The organism is Pedobacter steynii (assembly GCF_001721645.1).
Classification (GTDB): domain Bacteria; phylum Bacteroidota; class Bacteroidia; order Sphingobacteriales; family Sphingobacteriaceae; genus Pedobacter; species Pedobacter steynii_A.
Map to the genome: position 1 here is coordinate 1,247,282 of NZ_CP017141.1, position 26,218 is coordinate 1,273,499.

Below are 26,218 nucleotides of genomic sequence, written 5' to 3' on the forward strand. Positions count from 1 at the left end.
GTATATGCTGGTAAAAACTTATGGAAGCGCTGTTTTTGGTGTAGACGCCCTAACCATCACCATTGAAGTAAGTATTGGTGGAGGGAACAAATACCATATCGTTGGCCTTCCGGACAATGCCATAAAAGAAAGCCTGCGAAGAATAGAGAGTGCGATTCAATCTGCCGGACTTAAAATGCCGCGGCAAAAAATCGTAATTAACCTGGCCCCTGCAGACATCCGAAAAGAAGGATCGGCATACGATCTCCCAATTGCCATAGCCATCCTCGCGGCTTCAGGGCAGATCGAGAGTCTTGAAACAGCAGAGTACTTCATTATGGGAGAACTCTCTTTAGACGGCGGGTTACAGCCAATCAAAGGGGCATTACCCATTGCAATACAGGCTAAAGCTGCAAAATTTAAAGGTTTTATCCTCCCTAAAGATAATTCCAGAGAAGCCGCCATCGTTAGCGGGCTAATGGTATACGGCATGTCAAACCTGGCTGAAGTGGTTGCCTTTTTTAATGGGGGAGAAAAACCTGAACAGGTATTGGTTAATTCTAATGAAGTCTTTCTTCAGCAACCCGGCACTTATGAATATGATTTTGCAGATGTAAAAGGACAGGAAAATATTAAACGTGCATTGGAAATTGCAGCAGCCGGAGGTCATAATCTCATTTTGATTGGCCCTCCTGGAGCTGGAAAAACAATGCTGGCCAAGAGACTCCCTACAATTCTCCCTCCTTTAAGCCTACAGGAAGCTCTGGAAACGACTAAAATACATTCGGTAGCCGGAAAGCTCAATGCCCTGGATGCGCTCATGACAGAGCGGCCTTATCGATGTCCTCACCATACAATTTCAGATATGGCACTGGTGGGAGGAGGGGCTCATCCTCAACCCGGAGAGATTTCACTGGCACATAATGGCGTGCTTTTTCTGGATGAACTTCCAGAATTTAAAAGAAGTGTGTTGGAGGTAATGCGCCAACCCCTGGAAGATCGCAATATCGTGATTTCGCGTGCCCGGTTAAGTGTAGCCTATCCCGCCAGTTTTATGTTGATCGCCTCCATGAATCCCTGCCCTTGTGGTTTTTATAACCACCCCGAGAAAGAATGCATCTGCGGTCCGGGAATGGTACAAAAATATTTAAGCAAAGTTTCCGGCCCGCTACTAGACAGGATAGACCTTCATGTTGAAGTAACACCTGTTCATTTCAATGAGCTTTCTTCTCCTGTAATAGCAGAAAAGAGCATTACCATCAGACAGCGGGTAATCGCCGCCAGAACCATTCAGGCAATTAGGTTTCAGGATCGGACCGAACTACATTGTAACGCGCAAATGAGTCCAAATATGGTCCGTAAGATCTGTAGTATCAACAAACAGGGGCAAGAGTTAATTAAGAAGGCCATGGAAAGACTAGGGCTGTCCGCAAGGGCTTATGATCGCATCTTAAAAGTCGCAAGAACAATCGCCGATCTGGCAGAAAGCACGGATATTGAACCTGAACATCTTGCTGAGGCCATCCATTACCGCAGCCTGGACCGCGACAACTGGGCTTCATGACTTATTCCTCTTCGTCCTCTTCTTCTTCAGGCTGATAAGCTAATATTGCCTTACCAATGTTGTTAATCTCCTCATCTACTTCGAAGAGTGGAAGCGCTGTTTCAGGATCAAGCTTCAACCATTGCAGGTCAGTATCTTTTTGGATATGAGTATATTCTTTACCTTCTTTAAAAATCACATACGTATCGTTTCCTTCCGGAAAAACAGCGTAACTTATATTTTCTATTTGAATGTCAAATGGCTCTTGCATTTCTATTTATGGTATGGTTAATCAATTAAGGGGTTTAGCGTAAAGTTGAATAGTTATAAAATTGCAACTTCCCAGTCCCGGTTACTGTTATTGTTTTTGTTTCATTACTTCCATTTGCTCCCTTTAGATTAAGCGTAATGGTATTTTCGCCCTTTTGAAGAGGAATCCTGCTGTAACTGATATTTGCCGGCAAAGATTGCCAGTTTCTGGTATCTGCTTTTTCTGAGATCAGACTATAGAGTTGCACCCCCAAGCCAAGACCTTCCAGGAGTGAATTGTCTTTTCCATTCTTCCCTGTACCTTTTGCACTCTCTCTCAGAACATATTCAGCAGCTTTCTTTACCGCCAGGCGCGTTAGTACTTTACTCATTTCTTTGAGAAAACGCTGATCAAGTGTTTTAAAGGCGAGTTCATTAATGTCCTCTGCCTTCTCAAAATTCATGGTACTCACTCCATTGCTTAAGGTAGCATTAGTATAAAACGGCGGTCGTGCCACATATTTCGGATAGGTTGCTCTTAAGCTCTGGATAGAGCTTGCGTTGAAATCACTGCCATTGCCATAACTGTTATTAAAAGGAATAACAATTGTTCCGCCTACATTCGTGAAAAACAAACCTCCATCACTTCCTTTAATCAGAGAAAAGAAAAATTCTTCCTGTTGCTTAACAGGCGCCAGGCCATTTTCCCAAAAGAAAATCAGTTCCCCTCCGTCCGAAGCTTTTTCCCTGGTATACTTCAGGTTAAATAAACCCTCAAACCGCTGGAGTTCTGAGGTGAAACCCATCCCTTCTGCTGTTCTCAGCACGTCTTTTTTTAAGCCCTCCGGCATCGGCGTCCCATAATAAGTCTGGTCTTTACTGTTCAGGTAAACTTCCGCCGCATTACGATATGCAATAAAAGCATTATTTATATCTCCATCATGTTCATAGATTAATCCCTGTAACATCAACGAAAAAGCATCTTTGGAATATCGGTTCTCTTTATTATTAAACTTGTCACCTTGCTCCTGAGACTGTAAAGTAATTCTTCTTGCTTCTACAATTGCATCTTCTGTTCGGTTTAAGTAAACGTAATTCAGAGCCTTATAATAGTGGATCATGAACTTTTCAAAATCTTCGCCCTTGTAAACCTGGTTCATCGGGTTCACCAGTGTTCCAACTACCGCATCCATCGTACCTCCCATTCCATTTTCAAGGAGTTGATCCGCCTCGTTAAAGTATCGGTTACTATTTTCGTAATCCCCTATAAGGTGGCTGGTTTTTCCTTTTTCCATTAAGAAAAGTAGCTTATTTCTTGGCTTTTTCAATAGGCTGTTTTTATCCAGTTCTTTAATAGCCTCAGTATAGTTACCACTGGAAACTTGTTTGTAATATGGTCCAATCATGTCATTATAACTGGAACAGCTAAAAAGAAAGAGCATCAACCCCAAAAGAAGTGATGCTCTGAAAGTATGCTTACTCGTATTAACCATATTACATTTAGTCTGTAAAATCAGCCTAATTTTTAACGTATTTAGCAATTTTCTTATCTCCTATCCAAACGACTTCATTAGTTTGAATATTGGTCAACTCCAGATTCACCTGATAATAAACCACTTTTTTTCTTTTATGAGAATCTACGATCGAATTAATTGATCCCTGAAGAATATAGTCAGCACCATTCTCCAAACCGAATTTTTTCATAGTAGATACCGTTGCATTGTCCTGCTGATCTGCTTTCTCTGCCCTCAATTCTTCTCTCTTTTTACCTCCCTGTACCAACCTCACACGATCACTTTGGATAAAAGATTGTTCTACATCTTTAACAAAGGTCTCTGCGTCAATATGCTCATGGCTTTTATTGTTCACCGCTCCAACTACGACAACAGGTTTCTTCCCTTGTTTACCTTCCAAATGATTGGGTAACCATTTTCCTCCCAGAATATTCTGAGTCATTTCCTGCGCCACAAGTCTTGAATCTGTATTATTCCAATTTCCACTAACATCAATCGCTTCATCAGTATTTACACGCGTAACTTGTCTGGAGCACGAGCTGATGACCATCATTCCGGAAACGGCAATAGCCGCAATGGTTATTATTTTTTTAAACTGCATATTTCTTAATATATAAATTTCTAATGTTGTTTTTACCAGCGGTTCCAGTGCCTGTGATATCCCCAATTGCCATAGCCATAGTTGCCATAATTACTATATCCTAATCCCAAAGAAAACCCAACAGGAGAATAATAAGAGTTCCCATAATAATAAGGGCTATACCAGCTATTGTCATAATTCCACTGCCTGCGTAATTTACGACGCTCTTCCCTTTCAGTATACCAATCATAAGCTTTATAGGTATTCTGAACAGTAGTGCCCTGATTACGGGTCAAAGAATCAGCCAATTCTATATACTTAGCCCTGCTTTCCTGATATCTGGGATTCTGGTCCTCAACCAAACCCGGATTTTGTGCATAACCAATCGTCGAATAAACTAGACTTGCGATGCAACTTGCAACAATAATCAAATTCCGTTTCATCTGTATATATTTTATTTTATCTGTCAGATGGATCTTACATAATCTATGCCATATTTAACTAAAAGCAAAATTACCCGATTTCTAATGCAAAGATATGACGTATCGGTTTTATATCTGCCATTTTAAAGTTAAAAAATGTTAAATCAATTCTCCTTTAATTTCTTGATAAAGTCAATAAATCTGGCGCTTGCATAGTTTGCTGCCCCTGACTCATGATAAGAAATACGACCTTCCTTATCAAAGACAACAGTTGTAGGCAGTGATCCTGAAAACAGATAGTCAGGAATACTACTGGCTGCAGTATATACCGGAAGCTGGTAACCTTTTCTATCCATATACTTTTGCGCCTTTGCAAAATCATTATCTGCATCTACCAAAATAAAAACGACTTCCTTATCATCCTTAAATTGTTCAAACAGCTTATTCACGGAGGGCATCTCAGCCAGACATGGGGGGCACCAGGTGGCCCAAAAATTCAGGAACACGACTTTCCCTTTTAAATCGCCAAGATCGATCTCCTTTCCCGAACTATTTTTAAAGAGAATTCCACTGAGCCCATCAACCGGAACTTTTATATCCGGCTTCTCTGTCATATCGGGCTTAAAAAGACCGATTCCCATGAGTCCCTGAAGCATAAATCCTTTCGCTGAAGGAACAAAAAGAACGATCAGGATCAAAATCACAAACAGGCCGTTAACTACATTACTCTTTTTGAACATCTTTCTCATTTCGATAAAAATTTTACACAGCAGGTGGCGCAAATTAAAGAATAAATTCTAATTTGCAGAATAACAACTTATTACCTTGACTAGCGTATGATAAAAAAAACTATTCCCGGATTATTGCTGCTTGGTGTAGCTTTGTCCTGTACTAACAAAACCAACAAAATGGAACCCTATAAATGGCCTGCTGCGACACCGCCTGTCGCAGAAATAAAACCTTTCATCAGAACCCTTCATGGGGATACTGTAACCGATAATTATTATTGGATGATCGACTACTTCAAGAAAGGAAAAGACAGCACAAAAGTAGTAGACTATCTGACCGCAGAAAATAAATATCTGGATACCATGATGAGTGGAACCAAAACCCTGCAGGAAAATTTATTCAAAGAACTTAAGGGCAGAATCAAAGAAAAAGACGAATCTGTTCCTGTTTTTAAAAACGGATATTACTATTATACCAGAACAGAAGAGGGCAAACAATACTCCAAATACTGTAGAAAAAAAAGCACACTTGAGGGGAAAGAGGAAATATTACTCGACATGGATGAGCAGGCAAAAGGACTTCCATATTATCAGGCTAGCGGTTTTTCCATTAGTCCAGACAATAAAATGATGGCTTTTGGGGTAGATAAAATATCCAGACGTCAGTATGTAATTCATATCAAAAATCTGGAAACCGGCGAGATCATTAAAGATGCAATTCCAAATACTCAGGGAGATCCGGTTTGGGCAGCAGACAATAAAACGATCTTCTATACTTCTAAGAATGAGGTTACCCTTCTAAGTGAGAAAATAAAGAAACACCTGTTGAATAGTGATGCGAAACAAGATGCGACAGTCTATGAAGAAAAAGATAAATCAAACTATATTGGGGTCGGAAAATCCAAATCTGGAAAATATATCTTTATCTATTCTAATGCTACCCTTTCCAATGAAATTAAGATGTTGGATGCCAATAATCCGGATCAACCCTTTAGATCTTTCCAGCCAAGGCAAAAAGAAATGTTATATGAGGTAATTCCCCTGGATGACAAATTTTTAATCCTCACCAATTGGAATGCAAAGAATTTTCGTCTGATGGAGTGCCCTCTGGACAAGACCGGCAGGGAAAATTGGAAAGAAGTGATCCCTCATCGTAAGGATGTTTTACTGGAAGAGGTTGACGAGTTCAAGACACATGTTGTCATTACAGAGCGTAAAAATGGACTTACCCAGCTCCGTGTTCGTGCATTAGCTGGAGCAGAGCATAACATTGCCTTTGAGGAGCCGACCTATACTGCAATGGTTGGATCTAATCCTGATTATGATAGTAAAACGCTTCGTTATATTTACACTTCACTAACCACCCCTTCTTCTACATATGATTACAATATGGATACGAAGGCAAAAAAATTAATGAAACAACAAGAGGTTGTTGGCGGATACAATAAGGAAGATTATGTGTCTGAAAGACTTTACGCAACCGCAAAAGACGGAACCAAGGTGCCCATCTCACTTGTTTACAAAAAAGACCTTAAAAAAGATGGAAAAACTCCCCTGCTTTTATATGCCTACGGTTCTTATGGTTCCAGTACTGACCCTGCTTTCAACAGCAGTAGGCTAAGTCTTTTAGACCGTGGGTTCGTGTATGCAATTGCTCATATTCGTGGAGGCCAGGAAATGGGTCGCCAATGGTATGAAGATGGAAAACTCATGAAAAAGATGAATACTTTTACTGACTTTATTGATTGCGGGCAATACCTGATAGATCAGAAATTTACAGGAAAAGAACACTTATATGCTCAGGGTGGAAGCGCGGGAGGCCTATTAATGGGCGCAATTATAAATCTTGCTCCGGATATGTGGCATGGAGTTATTGCTCAAGTTCCTTTTGTGGATGTCATCAACACCATGCTGGATGAAAGCATTCCGCTAACTACAAATGAATTTGATGAGTGGGGAAATCCAAAACAAAAAGCCGCTTACGATTATATGAAGAGTTATTCTCCCTATGAAAACATAGAAAAGAAAGCTTACCCTAACATGTTGGTTACGACTGGCCTTCACGACAGTCAGGTTCAATATTTTGAACCAGCAAAATGGGTCGCCAAACTCAGAGCCACTAAAACGGATAAAAATATCCTGTTACTTAAAACAAATATGGATTTCGGTCATGGCGGAGCCTCAGGCCGGTTTGATTACCTCAAAGATATTGCCTTAAATTACTCCTTCCTGTTTGCATTGGAAGGAATCAACAAATAAAAAAAGCGGGGTATGTTTTGGATACATACCCCCGCTTCCTTTTAGTTAAAAGTTCCTGTTAAAGTGCTTTATCCAGTCCCCGGTCTTTCAACAAATGTTTCATGTCGGGTTCTTTCCCTCTAAAAGCCTTGTAAAGATCCATTGGTTCTATTGTTCCTCCTTTTTCCAGGACATTCTTCCGGAAAGACTTAGCAACCGCAGGATCAAAGATATTTCCGGTTTCTTTAAACGCAGCAAAAGCATCACTATCTAATACGGCAGACCATATATAGCTATAATAACCCGCCGAGTAACCAGAAGCAAAGATGTGCTGAAAATAGGTACTGCGATAACGTGGTGCAATTTGACGGATCAATCCGTATCTATTCATTTCTGCGGTTTCAAACTTTGTCGCGTTAATTTCTTTTCCCGCAGGAAGGGTATGAAACCCCATATCCAGTAAAGAAGCAGCAAGGTATTCAACGGTCTCGAAGCCCTGATTAAATTTTCCTGCATTCTTCATACGGGTGATTAATTCCTGGGGAACAATAACTCCTGTTTTGTAGTGCTTCGCATAAAACTGAAGAACTTCTGGCTCAAAAGCAAAGTGCTCCATTACCTGTGAAGGCAATTCGACAAAATCACGTGGAACTGATGTTCCCGCCAGACTTCTATATTTTACGTCGGACAACAATCCATGAAGCGCATGTCCCATTTCATGATAGAATGTCGTTACCTCATCTGCGGTAAATAAAGCTGGCTCATCTCCATTTGGACCCGAAAAATTGCAGACAATAGAAACCACGGGAGAAACACGTTTCCCATCCTGATAGGATTGAGTGGCATAAGAAGTCATCCATGCTCCCCCACGTTTAGAAGCGCGGGTAAAGAAATCCATATAAATAATCCCGATATGGGATCCGTCTGCTTCTTTTACCTGATAAGCCGTTACATCTTTATGATAAACCGGGAGGTCTGCAAGGGCCTTGAAAGTAATACCATACAATTTATTCGCGACTTTAAAAAAACCATCCTGTACATTGTCCAGTTTAAAATATGGCCTTAATTCTTCTGCATCATAATTATATCGTTCTTTTCTTATTTTATCCGCGTAATGGGACCAGTCCCAGGCTTCCAGTTTTTCATTTTTGCCTTCTTTATCCATCATCGCCTGCATCTCTGCTGCTTCTTGCTTAGCCACCGGAAAGGCGGCGTCCCAAAGGCCATTTAAAAGATCATAGGCTTCTTTTGGAGATTTTGCCATGCTCTCTTCCAAAACAAAATCAGCGTGGCTGCTATAGCCTAAAAGGCTCGCTTTTTCTGCACGTAAAGCGACGATTCTTGAAATGATCTCTTTATTATCATTTACATCGTTGTTATTACCCCTGTTAATGTAAGCTTTATAGATCTTTTCTCTTAATACACGATTTTCTGAATATTGTAAAAATGGCATAACACTAGGTGTGCGCAGCGTGAAACGCCATTTGTTTGTTTTTCCAGATTGTTTTGCTGATTGGGCTGCTGCCGCTTTCACCGATTCAGGAAGGCCTGCAAGATCTTTTTCATGATCAATGATCAGTTCGAAAGCATTAACTTCTGCAAGCAGGTGCTGTCCAAAGTTTAAAGTAAGTAGAGAAAACTCTTTATTAATTTCTCTCATTTTTATTTGCTGTGCAGCATTTAGATTGGCCCCACTGCGAACAAAATTTTTATAGGTCTTCTCCAGCAAACGCTTTTGCTCTACATTGAGTTTCAATCCATCCCTTTTATCATATACCATTTTCACCCTTTTAAACAAATCTGGATTTAGATAAATATCGTCACTATGCCTGGATAATTCAGGTGCCATTTGTTTGGATATGGCTTCAAGCTCAGACGAAGTGTTTGCAGAACTCAGATTGAAAAATACGGCACTTACCCTATTGAGTAATTTCCCACTCTTTTCCAATGCTTCTATCGTATTTTCAAAAGTAGGGACAGAACGTTGTCTGTAAATTGTTGTCGTTGCCTGTTGTTGCTGCTTCATCCCTTCCTGAAATGCAGGGACAAAGTGCGCAGTGGTTATCTTATCAAATGGAGGTACTCCATAAGGCGTATCATACTCTTCCATAAATGGATTTGAGTTCTGGCCTTTTACCGTTTTTTCAGTAACCAGAAGCATTCCGCAGACTACGATCATCGATGGGATTCCTTTTTTTAATTTCATTTTGCAGATGAGTGATATTTCTTAATGCCAGGACCAGACTCTGCCTGAGCTGCCACAAATATAATTTTTTATCACAGGCAGTCTATTCATTAAAAGTATCATTGTTGCAACAATTATTGTAAAGAAGCCAATACCGGACATCTATACTTCATTTCTTTGCAATCATAAGGGTAAAATCAATACTATGACAGCATGTAAAAGAAATAGAAACACTCACTGAAGCGTTGAAAGAGAAGATTTAGCGTTTAGCAATTGTTGTTAAAAATCAAACTTCAATCTTAGCCCTGTACCGATAAGATAAAGATTTTCCTGCTTAAGCTCCTTCATTGGCAATTTTATAAAGGGCTCGACAGAGAATGCCTTTCCTTTGGAAATTTTTTGCTTATACCCTACAGAGAAATTATAAAATCCAAGGTAAGGATCATTTTTAACTTCCTCTTTAGGCGCTTCCTCAGAAACGGTTCTATTTAAAACCATCGCTTTCGCCGTCCCACCATCGTTATTGTATGCCAATGGCTCAACCTTACTCTCGATGAAGGTGTTTTGTTGTTTTTGATCCAGCACGGCAAAAGCAGAAATACCAACATTGGCATAAACTCTTTTACTCAGGTGGTACTTGATTTCAAGGGGGATATCGATTCCGCGAAGACGTGCATTAACAGATTTCAATTCACGACTTTCATTAGCTACACCTCCTCCCACAGCAAGGCTCATCATTACCGTATTAGGGGGACTTTCAACAGATCTGGAAGCGCCCATCTCACTGTAAGAAAGACCAGAGTTAATAGACACTTTATCTGACAATGAATAACCCATGGTTACGCCATAACCCATACTCAGTTTCTTATTATTTCCCAATGAAGGAGCAACAACAAGGCCCATTTCCCATTTGCTTTCTCTGTTGACCATTGTCTTGTCCGACTTAGCCAGCGCATTTTGTTTACTTTCCTGATTTAAGAAATCCTCGAAACTAGGTTTTTTCTCTATCTGAGGAGTCTGAGTAGAAACCTGTCCCTTAGCAACTACTTTTTCCGGTTCTGGAACAGGGTTCACAATCTCCTGATTTGCTTTATTCTGAATAACAAGAGGCCGCTCATCACTAATCAAGACATTAACCATACTTTCCCGAGGCCCCTTCTCCATGTAATGACTAAGCTTATCTTTAGGGTCGCCAGCTGTAATTAATCTTGTCTCTTTTTGAACTATATTATTTTCTGTGCTATTATCAATTATTTGGGGTGAAAAAGGCTTTTTTTGAAGTGGCTTGTTAATTACAACTTCAGTCTCACCCGGTATCGTATTTTTTTCGAAGGCAAAAAATATCCCAAACCCTATCAGCAGGACAGCCGCAGCGCTGCCTAAACCAGCCAACCAAAAGAGCAGCCCTTTTTTTCGTGGCTCTTCCTGTATAAAGTCTTCCCATGCCCCCGGAACATATTCCTCCTCATGAGCCATCAAACTCTCCCTGATATGAGTGATTAACTCGTCTTCAGGCAATTTTATATGTTCGTTAGGCTCCATTTCTTATTTCATTATATTTATCAGGACCTCGTACTTGCTAAATACATTCCCGTTATTGTTTAATTTAATTGGACTCATAAGAACTAATTAATGATTTTGAATAAAGCATTCTTAGTTTATTCTTCGCCCGGGTAAGGTAAACTCTACTTGAACTTTCCGGTATGTTTAACATCTTTGAGATCTCATCATGCGAAAACCCTTCAATTTCATACATATTAAAAATCAGTTTATGAGTTTCCGGCAATTGCCCCAGCAGCTTCATTATATCTTGTACATTCAGTTGAGAGATCGCATTCAGTTCCGTCAAAGGCTGCTGCACTTCTTCAATATCATCTACATATAAATAAGTCCTTTTACTTCTCAGAAAATCAATGGCCGTACGAGATGAAATTCTTGCGATCCAGCCTTTGAACGCTTTCTGTAAGTCATTTTTTTCTTTAGGAAAGCCGAACTGCCCTATACTCTTAAAAATCTTAATAAAACTATCATTAATCAACTCCTGAGCATCATTCTTATCGTTAACATAGCGTAAAATAACGCCCATTAGGTAGCCGTAAAATGATTTATAAACCACCTCTTTACATTTGTTGTCATTTTTCAAACACCCCGCTAAAACGTCCTCAAACTTGAGCATTCTTTTCTAACACGATTAAGGATTTCTTAAGTTCACCATCTCTGTACCGATAAAAACAAAGAGATTGAACAGAATTTTCAATCTCATCTTCGTCTAACATACTGTTTAACAGAGGAAATACAAATTTACTCATTTCCTTTATTAAACATTAAAAAAAAGCCGGTTTCGTAAGAAACCGACCTGGGGGGTATCTATTGTGCAAAGTAGATGTTGGCTCCAAATTTCAATGGGTCAGCATCTGGTTTATTTTTATATCCTTTAGCATAAATCGTGTAAAACTTTCCTTTTTCGAGCTTACCTGCTGCAAGTGTAGTTAACACTGCTTTTGTAGTATTGTCCTTAATATCAAAAGAAATGTTATCACCTGGCTCTACGTCAGTAAATGGTGTAAAATCTTTATACGCTTTATTAGTAAACAAGTCTGTTGTTGCTCCTTTAACAGTAAGGATTAATGCAGGTGCATCCGGACTTAAATTAAGGAACCTTACTTTTGCCTTCGTGTCAGTTGCAGGGCTATCCAATTTATCAACAACAGTTAAAAAAGATTTATTAGTTCCTGTATCTATTAAAAATGTGGAATAATATTTACCCGATTGATACGCTTGATCTTTTGACAACAGAAAAACCTGCTTACCTCTTTCTGTAATACTGATCCTGCTAAAACCCGGGTATAATGCAACATAGTTAAGTTTAGTCCCGAATTTGAAAGGATCCACATTTAATCTTTGGTTTCCAATAATAAAATCCAATTCCTTAACGCTTGGACTTGCATTTACAACAGACAATACTGCCGCTGGTATTGGCTCTGGATTATCCCTTTTAGAACAGGCCGATAATGCCACGGAGATGGTAATCGCAGCAACAAAGGCTTTGGATATATTTTTAAATTTGTTCGAGATTTTCATAATTAATTTTTAAGATGTGTAAATCATTTAGTTAGTGGCCATTAACATTTTTCATCTTAAAACGTAGCTCACTTTAAAAACGCTACAGTCGGTATAAAATATTTTTCACTCATTTCAGGTAGCTTAATTCAGAACTCAGCAGTCATAAAAAAGCCCAGGCATTCTTCTGAAAATGCCTGGGCTTTTATAATAATGTATCTCCTGCCTAGATTAGATTTACACTTCTGCTAACAAAAGCGGTTAATTCTGCTCCGGTTAACATACCTTGCGCTAATAATGCCAAATCAACCGCTTGTTTCGCAAGCAGGCTTTGTTCCTCTTCATTATCTGTGAGCAGGATTTTACCAATTAGTTTATGGTTTCCATTGATCGCTACCTTATAATTGTCAGGCATACTGCCGTAGAAACCCATACCGCCTCCCATCTGAGCCATATCTTTCATACGTCTCATAAATTCATCCATAGTTACGGTAACCGGCAATTCTTCAGGGTTTAATCCAACAACCTCCACATGCATCCCAGGCTTGGTGATCGCTTTAGTAAAGATCTCTGATACTTTTTTAGATTGCTCCTCAGTAAGTACGGATTCAACCGCATCATCTTTTTCAATCAGCTTGTCGGCAACACTGGAGTCTACGCGTTTCAATTGCGTTTTTTCAAGCTTATTTTCCAAATGATTGATAAAATGACTATCAATAGGTGAGTTCATTAATAAAACATCATAATCCTTTTTATTTGCCGACTGAATAAAACTATCCTGTTTAGCAGGATCATTTGAGTAGATATAAACGACCTGACCATTTTTATCCGTCTGGAAGTCTTTTACTTTATCATGATACTCTCCTAAAGTAAAGTGCTCATTTTTAGTATTGGTTAATAAAGCAAAATCTTTGGCTTTATCATAAAATTTCTCTTCACTAACCAAACCATATTTTACGAATAATCCGATATCAGTCCATTTCTCTTCATAAGCCTTACGGTCTTTATTGAAAAGTTCCTGCAATTTATCCGCTACTTTCTTCGTGATATAGCTGTTGATCTTTTTAACATTACTATCTGCCTGAAGGAAACTTCTGGAAACATTCAATGGAATATCTGGTGAATCAATCACTCCATGCAACAGCATCAGGAATTCCGGAACGATGTCTTTAACCTCATCCGTAATAAAGACCTGGCGGGAGAACAACTTAATCTTGTTCCGCTGCATGTCAAAATCATTCTTCACCTTAGGGAAATACAATACTCCCGTTAAGTTAAAAGGATAATCAACATTCAGATGAATCCAGAATAATGGTTCTTCAGAAAAAGGATAAAGTTGTTTGTAAAAGGCCAGATAATCCTCGTCTGACAAATCTGCAGGTGCCTTGGTCCAGATTGGATTGGTAGTATTGATGATGTTATCTACCTCAACGCCCACAGTTTTGGGCTTTCCTTCCTCGTCTTCCCCATCGGCAATCTGCTCTGTTTTGGTGCCAAATTTAATTGGAACTGGTAAGAATTTACCATATTTATCCAGAATCTCTTCCAGCTTATTTTTGCTAAGAAACTCTTCTGATTCCGCATTGATATGTAGGGTGATTTCAGTACCGCGGGTTGTTCTGTTACCGGCACTGATTTCGAATTCAGTGCTGCCATCACATACCCAACGGGCAGGTTCAGCACCGTCCTGATAGGAAAGCGTCTGGATTTCTACCAGATCTGCAACCATAAATGCAGAGTAAAACCCTAACCCGAATTTACCTATGATTTCATTGGCATCTTTAGCGTCCTTAAACTTCTCTACAAACTCACTTGCACCAGAGAATGCCACTTGATTAATGTATTTTTTGATCTCTTCAGCAGTCATACCCAAACCATTATCAGTAATGGTAATGGTCTTTTTATCTGCATCAACAGCAACTTCTACCAATGGGCTACCCAACTCTCCGTTGTATTGTCCCAATGCGGCAAGACGTTTGATCTTTTGTACCGCATCAACAGCATTGGAAACCAGCTCGCGCAGGAAAATCTCATTGTCTGAATACAGGAATTTTTTAATGATCGGGAAAATGTTCTCCGTGTGAATGGAAATGGTTCCTTTTTCTTCTATGCTCATATGTTAACTCATTTTTAAGTACATAGCGATCCTATCAATGCTCATTCCAATTCGACATTCTTGTCAAATTGACAGTTTAGCAGTCAATTTCAAGGCATTGCGCTCATAAACAAAATCTTTGTGTATACTTGAATATCCGATGATTAACACCAACTCAACTTATGAATACTGACTTTTATGATCGATTAAAGGAAGAAGGCTACATTTCGAATGCCTCCTTTGAAAAAATCAGGGAAAAGGAACGAAATCCACTATTTTCTGTCCACTGGGAATTAAAGACCTTACTATACCTGGGAGTTATGCTCTTAAGTACAGGACTGGGAATTCTCGTTTACAAAAATATTGACACGATAGGACATCAGGTTATCCTTGGTCTAATTGCAGCAATTTGCATCGGATGTTTTACTTACTGTCTAAAAAATCGCCCTCCATTTAGCCGGGAACAGGTAAAATCCCCAAATTCTTTATTTGATTATTTTCTGTTGCTGGGCTGCCTGAGCTTCTTAACCTTCGTAGGATACCTTCAATATCAATATACTGTTTTTGGAACTAACTATGGAATGGCCACTTTTATTCCTATGGTGGTTTTGTTTCTGGTAGCCTACGAATTTGATCACCTTGGCATTCTCAGTATGGCAATTGCCAATCTTGCGATATGGATGGGTGTCTCAGTAACCCCGGCACAATTGCTCTCCAGCGGAAATTTCGACAATCAAAAAGTAATTTACACTTACGTACTCCTTGGATTGATATTATTAGCTGCAGGATGGTTTACCGAAACCCTTAATTTCAAAAAACATTTCAGGTTCAGTTATTTTCATTTCGGCATTCATATTTCATTCATTTCTCTCTTATTTGGGTATTTTAATCATTACGACTCGCCCATTTCTTTTTTATGGCTTGCTGCGGTGTTTATCCTTGCCTATTTCCTTTACCTGGATGCATTGAAACACCGGTCTTTTTATTTCTTATTGTTAGTCGTGATCTACACCTACATTGCCTTTAGCTCGCTTATTTTCAGGGGCTTGATTAATATCCCGGACATAGGCTCAGTCTATATCGGATTTATTTATTTTATTGGTTCGGCTATTGCATTAATCCGTATACTAATTCATTTACACAAAAAAATTAAAGCCTGATGATCATTTATAACAAAACCTGGCTAAATAACCTGGAACTACAGGAACAGGCAAAACAAATGTATTCCAGCGGAAATATCAGCAAATCAGAATTCAACAGTATAGAAGAAAAGTATCCTGTAGGTTTTTACAGTCCAAATATTTTTATCAGAGCAGGGCTTTTTATACTGACTCTGGTGATCACCAGTTGTGCAGGGGGCTTACTCTCCTTAACTCTGGGCAGCATAGATAACCTTATCACTTCTCCAGGCTATTGGGCCTTTCTAGGCATAATCAGTTACATATCCCTTGAAATGGTCGTTAAAACGATGCATCATTTCCGATCGGGAGTAGACGACGCATTAATGTGGACCGCCGTCTCATTATTTGTTGCTGCCTACTTTGGCTTCACAGACAATACAAGTTCTGCGCTCTCCTTTGAAGCGCATTTTTCCGGTTTTGCCTTCTTATTGGCCTGCTATTTTACCCTTCGTTTTGCAGATATGCTCATGGCATTTCTCAGCTTTCTTTTCCTGATTGCCTTTATTTTCTTTAATCGTCAGGTATTTGGCGTTTATTCGACCGCAATTCTGCCGTTTTTGACGATCCTGATCTCAGCTGGGGTCTATTTCCTTGCACTTTACTGGAATAAATTCAGACATTATAAGAACTGCCTGCTTGTCATTCAGGTTGCGAGCTTACTGCTGGCCTATGCTGCAGGAAATTATTTTGTAGTCAGAGAACTGGGAAGCATGATTAGTGATCCTGCCCCTGCTGAGGGACAGGGAATTCCACTAGGCTGGTTCTTTTGGATCTGGACCATAGCACTCCCCTTTCTTTATATAGCCCTCGGCATTAGAAGAAAGGAGATTGTTTTATTACGCTCTGGTTTGATTTTGATCGCTGCCGCCGCTTTTACCTTCCGTAATTATTATCATCTTATTCCAGTTGAAGGCGCTCTTTGCATTGCCGGAGCTGCTTTACTGACAATTTCTTACCTGATTATCCGATATCTGAAAACACCAAAATATGGCTTTACCTATGAGGAAACAGATCAGGATCATCTGATGGATAAGATAAAAGTAGAATCTCTTATTGTGGGAGAGACTTTTTCAAATTCTCAGCCTGCTCCTGAAGGAAGTAGAATGGGGGGTGGTAGTTTTGGGGGAGGAGGCGCGGGTGCTGATTTTTAAGAAAAGAAAAGAAATTTTTGTTTATTATTTAGAATAGTTCCAAATAGTTTGTTTCTTTGTAAAAAAATCTCATGAAATTATCTTTCTATATGCTGTCAATAGCTTCCCTTTTCTCGGGTCTTACGGCTATTGCGCAAAGCTCAAAAACAGAGAAAAATCTGGATGCCAAGTCAAAAACAACCTTCTTTAATCTCGAGACGGGAAAAATTGCCAAAGAAACAGAGAAATGGGACCTGGCTTTCAACAATACAACGATTAAAATCAATAGTAAGCAAAATGTCTCTGCACAAATTCTAAGCAATACCAAATTTGATCAGGTCACTAAAGCGCCGGAAAACGGATATAAAAAGGATAGCCAGAGCAGTAGTGCGATCCCAACAGGCTCAGGTAACGGATGGTACAACTATGACATGGCAACGCATGCCCTGACCCCCATTCCAGGAAAAATAATTATGGTAAAAACAGCTTCCGGCAAATATGTTAAACTAGAAGTCCTGAGTTACTATTTTGATGAAGAAGACTATAACGAAACCGGATTTTATACATTTAGATACGCTGTCCTTAAATAAGGCTGCGTGTCTATGCTTTAGATACAGAAATATTATCCTTTAGAAGCCCATTTCTTGCGTATCTTTGCTCCTTGATGGAATACAATGTTCACACCTTGCCTAATGGCATCCGATTACTTCATGTCCCCTCTGCATCAGCGATATCTCATGCCTGCATTATTGTAAATAGTGGTTCCAGAGATGAACAGGACGAGAAAGCAGGCCTGGCTCATTTTATTGAGCACCTGATCTTCAAACGCACAGAGAAAAGAAACACCAACCAGATCCTAAACAGGCTGGAGAGTGTAGGTGCAGATCTAAACGCTTATACGACTAAGGAATATACCTGTATACATGCCTCTTTCCTGAATCCATATCTGGACAGAACTCTGGAATTATTCCATGATATCGTCTTTCACTCGACCTTTCCCGAGGAGGAGATGGAGAAAGAAAAAAGTGTGATACTGGATGAAATTACCTCTTACCTCGATCAGCCGGAAGAAGCCATATACGATGACTTCGAAGATCTTGTTTTTGCAGGCCATCCGCTGGGCAGAAATATCCTTGGAAGCGCAGAGAGTGTCAATAATATCCAAAAGAAAGATATCCATGATTTTATCAGGGAAAACTATCATACCGACAAGATCGTTATTGCGGTTTTAGGGAATTATTCTTTGAATAAAATCGTTAAGATCGGGGATAAATATTATTCTGAAATACCAGAGAATTTACATAAAAATTCTCGTATAGCTCCTGAAAAGGCTGCTGTAGTGAATCATTCTTTTCAGAAGCCCATTATGCAGGCTCATGCCATGTTAGGCGCCCAAGCCTATTCTTTGCATCATCCTTACAAGACTGGATTACTTTTGCTCAATAATTTGCTGGGAGGCACGGGAATGAGTTCTATTTTAAACCTACAGATTCGGGAGAAACACGGAATTGCTTATACGATTGAAACAGGCTACAGCCCTCTGAGTGATACCGGTATCTTCACCTTATACTTTGGTACCGATCAGGAAAAAGTAGATAAAGCCCTTTCTCTGATCTTCAAGGAGTTTAAAAAAATTAAAGATCGGCCGCTCACAGAAGTTCAGCTTCAAAAATCGAAAAATAAATTTATCGGACAAATTGCTCTGGGAGAAGAAAATAGAATCGGATTGATCATATCCATGGCTAAAAGTCTCATAGACTACAATAAAATTGACGATCTCCAAACGGTATTTAACAAAATTCAGACAGTAACAACGACCGATATGGCCAATATTGCCAATGAAATATTAGATGAAAGTAATCTTACTTCCTTAATTTTTTACCCTTTAGGGTAATATTTGTATTTTTGCACTATGAAATTACCTATTGTAGCGTATGGCGATCCGGTATTGAAAAAAGTTTGTCCCCCTATTGAGCAGGACTATCCGGATTTAAAACAATTAATCAGCAACATGTATGAAACCATGTATAATGCGCATGGAGTTGGTTTGGCTGCGCCACAGATTGGCCTGGCGATTAGATTATTTATTGTTGATACCGGAGTGGATGAGGATGAAAAAGCTTTCAAGAGAACGTTTATCAATGCAGAAATTCTGGAGGAAACCGGAGAGCCCTGGGCTTTCAATGAAGGATGTTTAAGTATCCCGGATATCAGAGAAGACGTGATGCGTAAACCCAATATCAGAATCAGGTATTATGATGAAAACTGGGAGCTTCACGAAGAAGAGGTTACCGGAATGCCAGCCCGTGTCATACAACATGAATACGACCATATTCAAGGTAAACTATTTACAGAAACATTAAGTTTATTGCGTAAAAGAATGCTTAAAAGTAAGCTGGATGCGATTTCTAAAGGAAATGTAAAGGTCGATTATAAAATGCGCTTTCCTCAACAAAGCAGAAGACGCTAATTGCCTTCGCTCCTGCTTTTATCTCCTTTGAATATGGATTGCATCAATTTACCCCATGCAAATGGGTTTAAAAGTGGATTGCTTTGCACCATATTCTTATTTAAGGACCGATCGTGATTCAGCTTGAAATTAATCCCTGAAATTTCTCCTGCATCTCTTGGAAGAGTTTGGAGCAATCCTGAAATACTTTCCTGCGAGACGTTTCTCATCGCGATGGAAAAATCATCATCAGCTATTTTCATCGACATAAAATCCCGGGTAAACTCCTCCACAGTAGCCCACGGATATACCCTAACCGTAGGAAGGTTTACAATTTCAGCTTTTAATTTTACCATTGCTGTATATTTACTATCCTCAATCTGTGTTGGGATAGACAGGAGTAAATCCCTGTACCCTACTGCAGTATAAAGAATGGTATCGCCAGGATGGGCTATAAACGAAAAATACCCCTTATAGTTTGCGGCATATCTTTGTCCTTTATTAGTCAGGTTGGTAACCGTTACATAAGGCACTACAGTATTACTGTCTACATCGGTAATAATCCCGGTAAACTGAATCAGCTTCTTACTTCCTGTAGTTTGCTGTGCAAAGGCAGCAGAAATGAAAAGAAGCAATAATAAGGTGAGTGAATACTTCATATACAAAAATAGCGGTATTAATTAAAACGGCTAGTTAAATAGTGTTAAAACAATTACACCGGCTCCGCAAGGTTAATGGCTACAACTGAGGTAATCTGTGGAACAGCTTTCATAATCGCCTGTTCTATGCCTGCCTTCATGGTCATAAAGCTCATTTTGCAGGATCCGCAGTTTCCTAACAATTTTAATTTAACTACATTATCCGCCGTAATCTCTTCTATAGCAACATCTCCACCATCAGCGATTAAATATGGTCTGATCGTTTCCAGTGCTTGCTCTACTTGTTGTGTTAAATCCATTTTGGTAATTTTTTAAAATATAAAAATAGTAATTTTTTAGCAATTAACAGTCAGTGAGTTATTAATTGCCACTTGTTGTGCCACCTTGCCAGCAATCTCTGCAAATGCATCGGAGATTTTACTGGTTTTATTTAATGCAATAGGTGCTCCTTTATCTCCCGCCTCCGTAATTCCCTGTACGATTGGAATTTCACCCAAAAAAGGCACATCAAATGATCTTGCCAGCTCCTTACCCCCATCTTTACCAAAGATGTAATACTTGTTTTCGGGCAATTCTTCCGGCGTAAAATAAGCCATATTTTCAACAACCCCCAATACAGGGATATTGATACTTGGCATTTTAAACATGGCCAGTCCTTTTCTGGTATCGGCAAGGGCTACCTGCTGAGGAGTAGTTACAATTACCGCACCTGCAATCGGAAAACTCTGGGTAATGGTAATATGAATATCACCAGTCCCGGGAGGAAGGTCTACAATCAGGTAGTCCAGCTCGCCCCAATCTGCATCATTAAACAATTGTTTAATCGCATTCGAAGCCATTGGTCCACGCCAGGGCACTGGTTGATCCGGATCAGCAAAAAAGCCCAGAGACAATAGTTTAATCCCATATTTTTCAATTGGAAGGATTAATGTCTTCCCATCCTCAGTCTCCCTGGCGCTTGGCTTTGCACCTACCAGATCAAACATCGTAGGAACAGAAGGCCCATAAATATCCGCGTCTATTAAGCCCACTTTCGCTCCGTCAGCCGCCAGCGCAATAGCAAGATTACTTGCTACAGTTGACTTTCCTACCCCGCCTTTACCTGAGGAAACCAGCAAAATATTACGAATATCTTTCAGCTGATTAATATCCATTGGTTTGGTTACTCTGGAAGTAATATTAATTTCTATTTCAGCTTCCTGGCTAACAAAATGCTTTATCGCATTAAAACATGCATTCTTCAGCATGTCTTTCATCGGACAGGCAGGAGTAGTGAGTTCCAAGGTAAAACTCACCTTCTTATCTTCTATTTTCAAATCCTTGATCATGTTTAAAGTCACCAGATCTTTTTTAAGATCAGGGTCTTCAACATTTCTCAGAGCGGCTAGAACTTGTTCTGGACTAATTATCATTAGCCAAAAATAACAAAAGACGGCCACAATTAATTGACTTTAGGCTTTTTAAGTGTAATTTTAACACGAAATAAACATTTGCGTTTAACGTTTAGCAATTATTATCTATTTTACAGCATGCATCTTCCAAAAATTAACATCCCTAGAAAATACCTGAAAATTGGCGCGTGGGTGTTAGGAGTTTTTCTATTGATCTCTGTTATCCTTGGTTCCATTGCTTATAGCAAAAGAGAGGCCTTACTGAGAACAATGATGGCCAAAGCTATTGCTAAGGCCGACAAAGACTATGGTCTTGACATTAAAATCGGGGAATCCGGGTTCAGTGGGTTGAGTACCGTTCATATGAAAAATATATCTGTGGTTCCTAAAGACCGAGATACCCTCTCTACCATTGAAGATTTTACCGTCGGGGTAAAGCTTTTCCCCCTGATCTTCGGAAATGTCAAACTTTCTGAAATTATCCTGAACAGAGGAAAACTGAATGTCGTATTTAAAGATTCCTTAAGCAATCTTGATTTCTTTCTTAAAAGAAAGAAAAAAGACACAGAAAAGAAAACAAAATCAGACCTCGCCGATATTGCTCACAACCTTTTAAATCAGGTCTTATATAAGATTCCAGACAATATGGAATTAAAAGACCTCCTGCTTGAGATCAACGATAATGATACCGCTAAACTAAAGTTTCTAACGACTACCGCCACCATAAATGATGGAGACTTACAATCTACGATTCTGGTTAATGACAATGCTGCCACATGGCACGTTAATGGCACCGTAAAGCCAGGAAAGAGACAATTGGATGTGATGCTGTTTGCAGATCATAAAAAAATTGAACTTCCATATCTTGAAAATAAACTCAAAGCCAAATTCAGTTTTGATACGGTTAGGACCGAAATGAAAAGTGCCGACTACAGCGGAGACGATTTCAAGATTAAAGGCTCCTGGTCTGTTAAAAACTTACTGGTTAACCATCCAAAAATAGCCGCTAATGACATTGTTGTTTCAGATGCTAAAATTGATGCTGACATGCTTATTGGCCCAAATTATGTCGCTCTGGACAGTTCATCAACGGTGTTCTTAAAAAAGGCAACCCTTCATCCATACTTAAAATACACCTTATCACCTAATAAAATTTATGAGGTGAAAATTCAGGCACCGGAACAAGATGCACAGGAAATGCTGAATGCATTTCCTCGGGGACTATTCGAATCTCTGGACGGACTAAAAGTAAGTGGAAAGGTTAAATATGATCTTAGCTTTTACCTGGACAGCTCAATGCCTGATAGCGTCCGGTTCAATTCGGGCCTTACGCCTGTTAACTTCAAAATTCTTCAATGGGGGAAAACAAACCTTCAAAAAATCAATAAAGACTTTGTTTACACTCCATATGAGCGAGGAAAACCAATGCGCGATATTCTTATTGGCCCTTCCAATCCTAATTTCACGCCACTATCTGCGGTATCGAGCAATTTCAAAAATGCGATCTTAACTTCCGAAGACCCATCCTTTTTTACACATAAAGGATTTGTACAGGAATCAATCCGCAAATCATTTGCTGTAAATTTCAAAGAAAAGAAATTTGTGAGGGGAGGAAGTACCATCTCTATGCAGCTTGTTAAGAATATTTTTCTAAGCAGGCAGAAGACCCTGGCCAGAAAAGCAGAAGAAATTCTCATTGTATGGCTTATTGAAAACAATCGCCTGGTGAGTAAAAACAGAATGCTTGAAGTCTATTTTAACATTATTGAAATGGGACAAAACATTTATGGAATTGGAGAAGCTACAAGATATTATTTTGGAAAAAGACCCTCGGATCTCAATATCGGAGAAGGCATCTTTCTGGCAAATATAGTCCCACGTCCTAAAATTGCCCTCTATAAATTCAGAGGTGATGGAGGGTTGAAAGACTATCTATACCCTTATTTCAAGTATATTGGAAATATCATGGCCAAACGTGGACTGACACCGTCTGACAGCAGTGGTTATGGCTTTTACAATGTGCAACTAAGACCTGGGCTTCGACAATACCTGCTTCCTGATTCCACAACAGTGGATACTACTGCATTTGACAACGAAGACCCCCTTCCGGCAATAGAAACCCATGACGAATCCAAAAGTCTGTTTGACCGTATATTTGGTGGCGGATCTAAAAAAGATACGGCTTCCAGACCTGCGGTAAAGGCAGACAGCCTTCAAAAAACAAAGAAGCAGCTCAGACAGGAACGAAGAGAACAACGCAGGAAAGAAAAAGAATTAGAAAAGCAAATGGAGCAGTCTAAGGAAAATCCTTAGTTGGTTAGTATAAACGAACATGAACACGATTAAAATAGCAGATAAGGAATTCGAAATACTACTCGAAAATGACAACATTGCAAAACGGACCCGTTTGATTGGAATTCAGATCAATCTTGATTACGAACACAAGTGCCCCATTTTTATTGGGGTATTAAATGGAAGTTTTTTATTCATGGCGGATCTGGTAAAAGAGGTGACCCTACCTTGTGAAATGGCTTTTATAAGGGTTTCTTCTTACAAGGACACCCAAAGTACCGGAGAAATCAAAGAGGTATTTGGCCTTCCGGAAAATCTAAAGGATAGAGACATTATTATTGTGGAAGATATTGTAGATACCGGATTCACTTTAGGTTATATTCTTAAGGAAGTACATCAGCAACAACCCGCATCGGTCAGGGTTTGTTCTCTTTTACTAAAGCCAGAAGCCTTAAAAGCTCCTATAGAAGAATTAGAATATGTTGGTTTTGAAGTCGCAAATGAGTTTGTCGTTGGCTATGGTCTTGATTATAATGGCCTCGGCAGAAACCTTAACCATATCTATAAGGCTAAAACTGTTGCCTCCCCCTTACCTTAATGTTATAATTTTTTCTCACTTTTGCAGAAACATATACCCTAATCAACAATGACGATACATAAAGAAGGTTACACTACCATCGCAATATCATTACTTTTCATCTTTATATTAAATGCTGTTATTGACTATAGATTTGCAGACATCACATGGTTAAGATGGTTTGTTTATATTTTTTCACTGGCTTTGTTCCTGATTGTTCTGCAATTTTTTAGAAATCCGGCCAGGCAGTTCACGATGGCAGACAAAAAAGTAATCTGTCCGGCAGACGGTAAGGTTGTGGTGATCGAAGAAACAGAAGAAGGCGAATATTTTAAGGATAAAAGACTTCAGGTTTCGATATTCATGTCTCCTGTTAATGTACACATTAATAGAAATCCCATTTCAGGAGTAGTGAAATTCTTTAAATATCATCCGGGTAAATATCTTGCGGCATGGAATCCAAAATCCTCGACAGAGAACGAAAGAACTACTGTAGTCGTAGAGCATGCCAATGGAACTCCGGTATTGTTCAGACAAATTGCGGGTGCACTTGCCAGACGTATCGTATGGTATGTTAAAGAAGGTGACGTGGTAGAACAAAACAAAGAGTTTGGGTTCATTAAATTTGGCTCCAGAGTGGATATCTTTTTACCACTGGGCACTAAGGTTAATCTGGAACTAAATCAAGTTGTAAAAGGCGGAATTACGGTCCTGGCAGAACTAAGCTAGGTCAGATCATATCAATAAAAAAGGGATATCTAACGATATCCCTTTTTTATTGATGCTAAACCTGAGTTACGTCCACGTTACCCGAGGTTGCAGGCGGCTCTTCCCCTACAACACGCTGTGTTGGGTAAGCAAAGTCGGAACCATATTGCTGAACAATAGCAATCAATTGAAAATTAATCTCTTCCTTCACCCTGATGTATTCATTATGGGGCATTTGAATCACCAGATATACCACCTGAATGTTTAATGCTGAATCTCCAAAATTATCAAACACAGCATACCCCTCAGCGGTTTTGGGATGTTCTGACAAAAATGCATTAATTGCTGTTACGATTTCTTTTATAGCAGCTGCGGGGGTTTCATAAGTGATCCCTATAAAGAAATTTACCCTTCTGAAATCCCTTCTGGTAACATTCTCCAATACCCCATCAATCATTGCCCTGTTTGGGATAATAATGGTCGTTTTATCGGGACTAATCAGCCTTGTACTCCTAAAGCCGACTTTGTCAATAGTTCCTTCTACTCCGTCAACCTTAACCACATCCCCAACGGTAAATGGTTTATCGAGGAAAATAGTAAATGAGCCAATCAGATTCTCTAAACTCTCCTTTGCAGCCAATGCGATGGCAATACCACCAATTCCTAAACCAGTAATAAGTGTCAGGACGTTAATCTCGAAAACATAACCCAGAAGGACAAAAAAACCGAAAAAACAGATGATTGTTTTAGTCAACTCTTTCAAAAAAGGAACCAGCTGATCATCTGCACGATCGGCGGTCAGAGATGCTTTAAATTTCAGCACATGAGCAATAAAATCAATGATCCTGAGTATAATCCAAAAAACAGATAGAATGATGAGAAAAAGAAACACTTTATCTATTGCCTGTCCAAGTGTAACATGCATCATTTCCTTTGTTTTTTCAATCTGCTTGGCATAACTGAATAACACCAGATCTAAAGGATGTTTCAATTGATTAATTGCCAGGTAGTAAGAACATAGGCTGATGAAAAAAGCAATCGGCTGGAGCAGTAGCGCCACAAAAGTGTCGTCCTTAACTGCAGAAGCGAACTTCTTAAATAAACGAAACAACAACAGACTCAGTAGTCGTGATATAATTTTCTTAAATAACACTCCAAATAGAAGAATTCCGGCAAAAAGGCAATACCCTCTAATGGTATTGCCCCAGAATATCTGTTCAAAAAACGGATTATCCATT

General features: G+C 39.3%; 24 protein-coding genes. 10 read left to right on the forward strand and 14 right to left on the reverse strand.

Going from position 1 to position 26,218, the window contains the following annotated elements:
* Positions 1-4 precede the first annotated feature (4 nt).
* A complete protein-coding gene (locus tag BFS30_RS04945; RefSeq protein WP_069378255.1) occupies positions 5-1,543 on the forward strand; it encodes a YifB family Mg chelatase-like AAA ATPase in 1,539 nt (512 codons plus the stop codon).
* A gap of 1 nt (position 1,544) precedes the next feature.
* On the opposite strand, the gene BFS30_RS04950 is transcribed toward BFS30_RS04945, so the two are convergent.
* The 5 genes from BFS30_RS04950 to BFS30_RS04970 form a co-directional block, all read right to left on the reverse strand.
* Complete coding sequence (locus tag BFS30_RS04950; RefSeq protein WP_208603033.1) at positions 1,545-1,793, reverse strand: hypothetical protein; 249 nt, start codon at positions 1,791-1,793, stop codon at positions 1,545-1,547.
* A 34-nt stretch (positions 1,794-1,827) separates the two neighbouring features.
* Positions 1,828-3,177 (reverse strand): COG3014 family protein, encoded by a 1,350-nt coding sequence (locus BFS30_RS04955; RefSeq protein WP_237028711.1) that lies wholly within the window; start codon positions 3,175-3,177, stop codon positions 1,828-1,830.
* Between the two features lie 112 nt (positions 3,178-3,289).
* Entirely contained in the window at positions 3,290-3,886 is a 597-nt protein-coding gene (locus BFS30_RS04960) for a penicillin-binding protein activator LpoB (protein ID WP_069378258.1), read from the reverse strand.
* A 32-nt stretch (positions 3,887-3,918) separates the two neighbouring features.
* Positions 3,919-4,308 carry a hypothetical protein gene (locus BFS30_RS04965; RefSeq protein WP_069378259.1) on the reverse strand — a complete coding sequence of 130 codons (390 nt, stop codon included), beginning with the start codon at positions 4,306-4,308 and terminating at the stop codon, positions 3,919-3,921.
* Between the two features lie 143 nt (positions 4,309-4,451).
* Complete coding sequence (locus BFS30_RS04970) at positions 4,452-5,036, reverse strand: TlpA family protein disulfide reductase (RefSeq protein ID WP_069378260.1); 585 nt, start codon at positions 5,034-5,036, stop codon at positions 4,452-4,454.
* Positions 5,037-5,195: 159 nt separating this feature from the next.
* Between BFS30_RS04970 and BFS30_RS04975 the strand changes: the two genes are divergently transcribed.
* On the forward strand, positions 5,196-7,274 hold the full coding sequence (locus tag BFS30_RS04975) for a S9 family peptidase (protein WP_335645355.1): 2,079 nt from the start codon (positions 5,196-5,198) through the stop codon (positions 7,272-7,274).
* A gap of 58 nt (positions 7,275-7,332) precedes the next feature.
* Here the strand turns inward: BFS30_RS04975 and BFS30_RS04980 are convergent, their stop codons facing one another.
* The 5 genes from BFS30_RS04980 to htpG all read right to left on the reverse strand — a co-directional run bounded on the left by BFS30_RS04980 (position 7,333) and on the right by htpG (position 14,614).
* Positions 7,333-9,459, reverse strand: a complete 2,127-nt coding sequence (locus BFS30_RS04980; RefSeq protein ID WP_069378261.1) for a M3 family metallopeptidase — start codon at positions 9,457-9,459, stop codon at positions 7,333-7,335.
* 258 nt (positions 9,460-9,717) lie between these two features.
* Positions 9,718-10,980 (reverse strand): outer membrane beta-barrel protein, encoded by a 1,263-nt coding sequence (locus tag BFS30_RS04985; protein ID WP_069378262.1) that lies wholly within the window; start codon positions 10,978-10,980, stop codon positions 9,718-9,720.
* A gap of 64 nt (positions 10,981-11,044) precedes the next feature.
* Complete coding sequence (locus BFS30_RS04990; RefSeq protein WP_237028712.1) at positions 11,045-11,581, reverse strand: RNA polymerase sigma factor; 537 nt, start codon at positions 11,579-11,581, stop codon at positions 11,045-11,047.
* A gap of 224 nt (positions 11,582-11,805) precedes the next feature.
* Positions 11,806-12,519 (reverse strand): DUF4397 domain-containing protein, encoded by a 714-nt coding sequence (locus tag BFS30_RS04995; protein WP_069378264.1) that lies wholly within the window; start codon positions 12,517-12,519, stop codon positions 11,806-11,808.
* Between the two features lie 205 nt (positions 12,520-12,724).
* A complete protein-coding gene (gene htpG, locus BFS30_RS05000) occupies positions 12,725-14,614 on the reverse strand; it encodes a molecular chaperone HtpG (RefSeq protein ID WP_208603034.1) in 1,890 nt (629 codons plus the stop codon).
* A 161-nt stretch (positions 14,615-14,775) separates the two neighbouring features.
* Between htpG and BFS30_RS05005 the strand changes: the two genes are divergently transcribed.
* The 5 genes from BFS30_RS05005 to def all read left to right on the forward strand — a co-directional run bounded on the left by BFS30_RS05005 (position 14,776) and on the right by def (position 19,374).
* Positions 14,776-15,753 carry a DUF2157 domain-containing protein gene (locus BFS30_RS05005; protein WP_069378265.1) on the forward strand — a complete coding sequence of 326 codons (978 nt, stop codon included), beginning with the start codon at positions 14,776-14,778 and terminating at the stop codon, positions 15,751-15,753.
* A complete protein-coding gene (locus BFS30_RS05010) occupies positions 15,753-16,925 on the forward strand; it encodes a hypothetical protein (protein WP_069378266.1) in 1,173 nt (390 codons plus the stop codon). Before BFS30_RS05005 ends, BFS30_RS05010 begins: the two co-directional genes overlap by 1 nt.
* Before the next feature lie 71 nt (positions 16,926-16,996).
* Entirely contained in the window at positions 16,997-17,494 is a 498-nt protein-coding gene (locus tag BFS30_RS05015; RefSeq protein WP_069378267.1) for an HmuY family protein, read from the forward strand.
* Between the two features lie 74 nt (positions 17,495-17,568).
* Positions 17,569-18,798 (forward strand): M16 family metallopeptidase, encoded by a 1,230-nt coding sequence (locus BFS30_RS05020; RefSeq protein WP_069378268.1) that lies wholly within the window; start codon positions 17,569-17,571, stop codon positions 18,796-18,798.
* Between the two features lie 18 nt (positions 18,799-18,816).
* Positions 18,817-19,374, forward strand: a complete 558-nt coding sequence (gene def / locus BFS30_RS05025; protein ID WP_069378269.1) for a peptide deformylase — start codon at positions 18,817-18,819, stop codon at positions 19,372-19,374.
* On the opposite strand, the gene BFS30_RS05030 is transcribed toward def, so the two are convergent.
* From BFS30_RS05030 to BFS30_RS05040, 3 genes are read right to left on the reverse strand one after another with little or no spacing between them, the layout of a single operon-like run.
* Positions 19,371-20,012, reverse strand: coding sequence for a hypothetical protein (locus tag BFS30_RS05030; protein WP_069378270.1), 642 nt, complete (start codon positions 20,010-20,012; stop codon positions 19,371-19,373). The genes def and BFS30_RS05030 overlap by 4 nt on opposite strands.
* Positions 20,013-20,065: 53 nt before the next feature.
* Complete coding sequence (locus BFS30_RS05035; protein WP_069378271.1) at positions 20,066-20,311, reverse strand: NifU family protein; 246 nt, start codon at positions 20,309-20,311, stop codon at positions 20,066-20,068.
* A 36-nt stretch (positions 20,312-20,347) separates the two neighbouring features.
* On the reverse strand, positions 20,348-21,424 hold the full coding sequence (locus tag BFS30_RS05040) for an Mrp/NBP35 family ATP-binding protein (protein WP_208603035.1): 1,077 nt from the start codon (positions 21,422-21,424) through the stop codon (positions 20,348-20,350).
* Between the two features lie 117 nt (positions 21,425-21,541).
* Here BFS30_RS05040 and BFS30_RS05045 point away from each other — a divergent pair, with 117 nt between their 5' ends.
* Genes BFS30_RS05045 through BFS30_RS05055 form a run of 3 tightly spaced genes read left to right on the forward strand, consistent with a single transcriptional unit; the run spans position 21,542 to position 25,001 of the window.
* Positions 21,542-23,716, forward strand: a complete 2,175-nt coding sequence (locus BFS30_RS05045; RefSeq protein ID WP_069378272.1) for a transglycosylase domain-containing protein — start codon at positions 21,542-21,544, stop codon at positions 23,714-23,716.
* A gap of 19 nt (positions 23,717-23,735) precedes the next feature.
* Positions 23,736-24,293 carry a hypoxanthine phosphoribosyltransferase gene (gene hpt, locus BFS30_RS05050; RefSeq protein WP_069378273.1) on the forward strand — a complete coding sequence of 186 codons (558 nt, stop codon included), beginning with the start codon at positions 23,736-23,738 and terminating at the stop codon, positions 24,291-24,293.
* 48 nt (positions 24,294-24,341) lie between these two features.
* Positions 24,342-25,001, forward strand: coding sequence for a phosphatidylserine decarboxylase family protein (locus tag BFS30_RS05055; RefSeq protein WP_069378274.1), 660 nt, complete (start codon positions 24,342-24,344; stop codon positions 24,999-25,001).
* A 55-nt stretch (positions 25,002-25,056) separates the two neighbouring features.
* Here the strand turns inward: BFS30_RS05055 and BFS30_RS05060 are convergent, their stop codons facing one another.
* Positions 25,057-26,217 carry a mechanosensitive ion channel family protein gene (locus BFS30_RS05060; RefSeq protein ID WP_069378275.1) on the reverse strand — a complete coding sequence of 387 codons (1,161 nt, stop codon included), beginning with the start codon at positions 26,215-26,217 and terminating at the stop codon, positions 25,057-25,059.
* Position 26,218 lies beyond the last annotated feature (1 nt).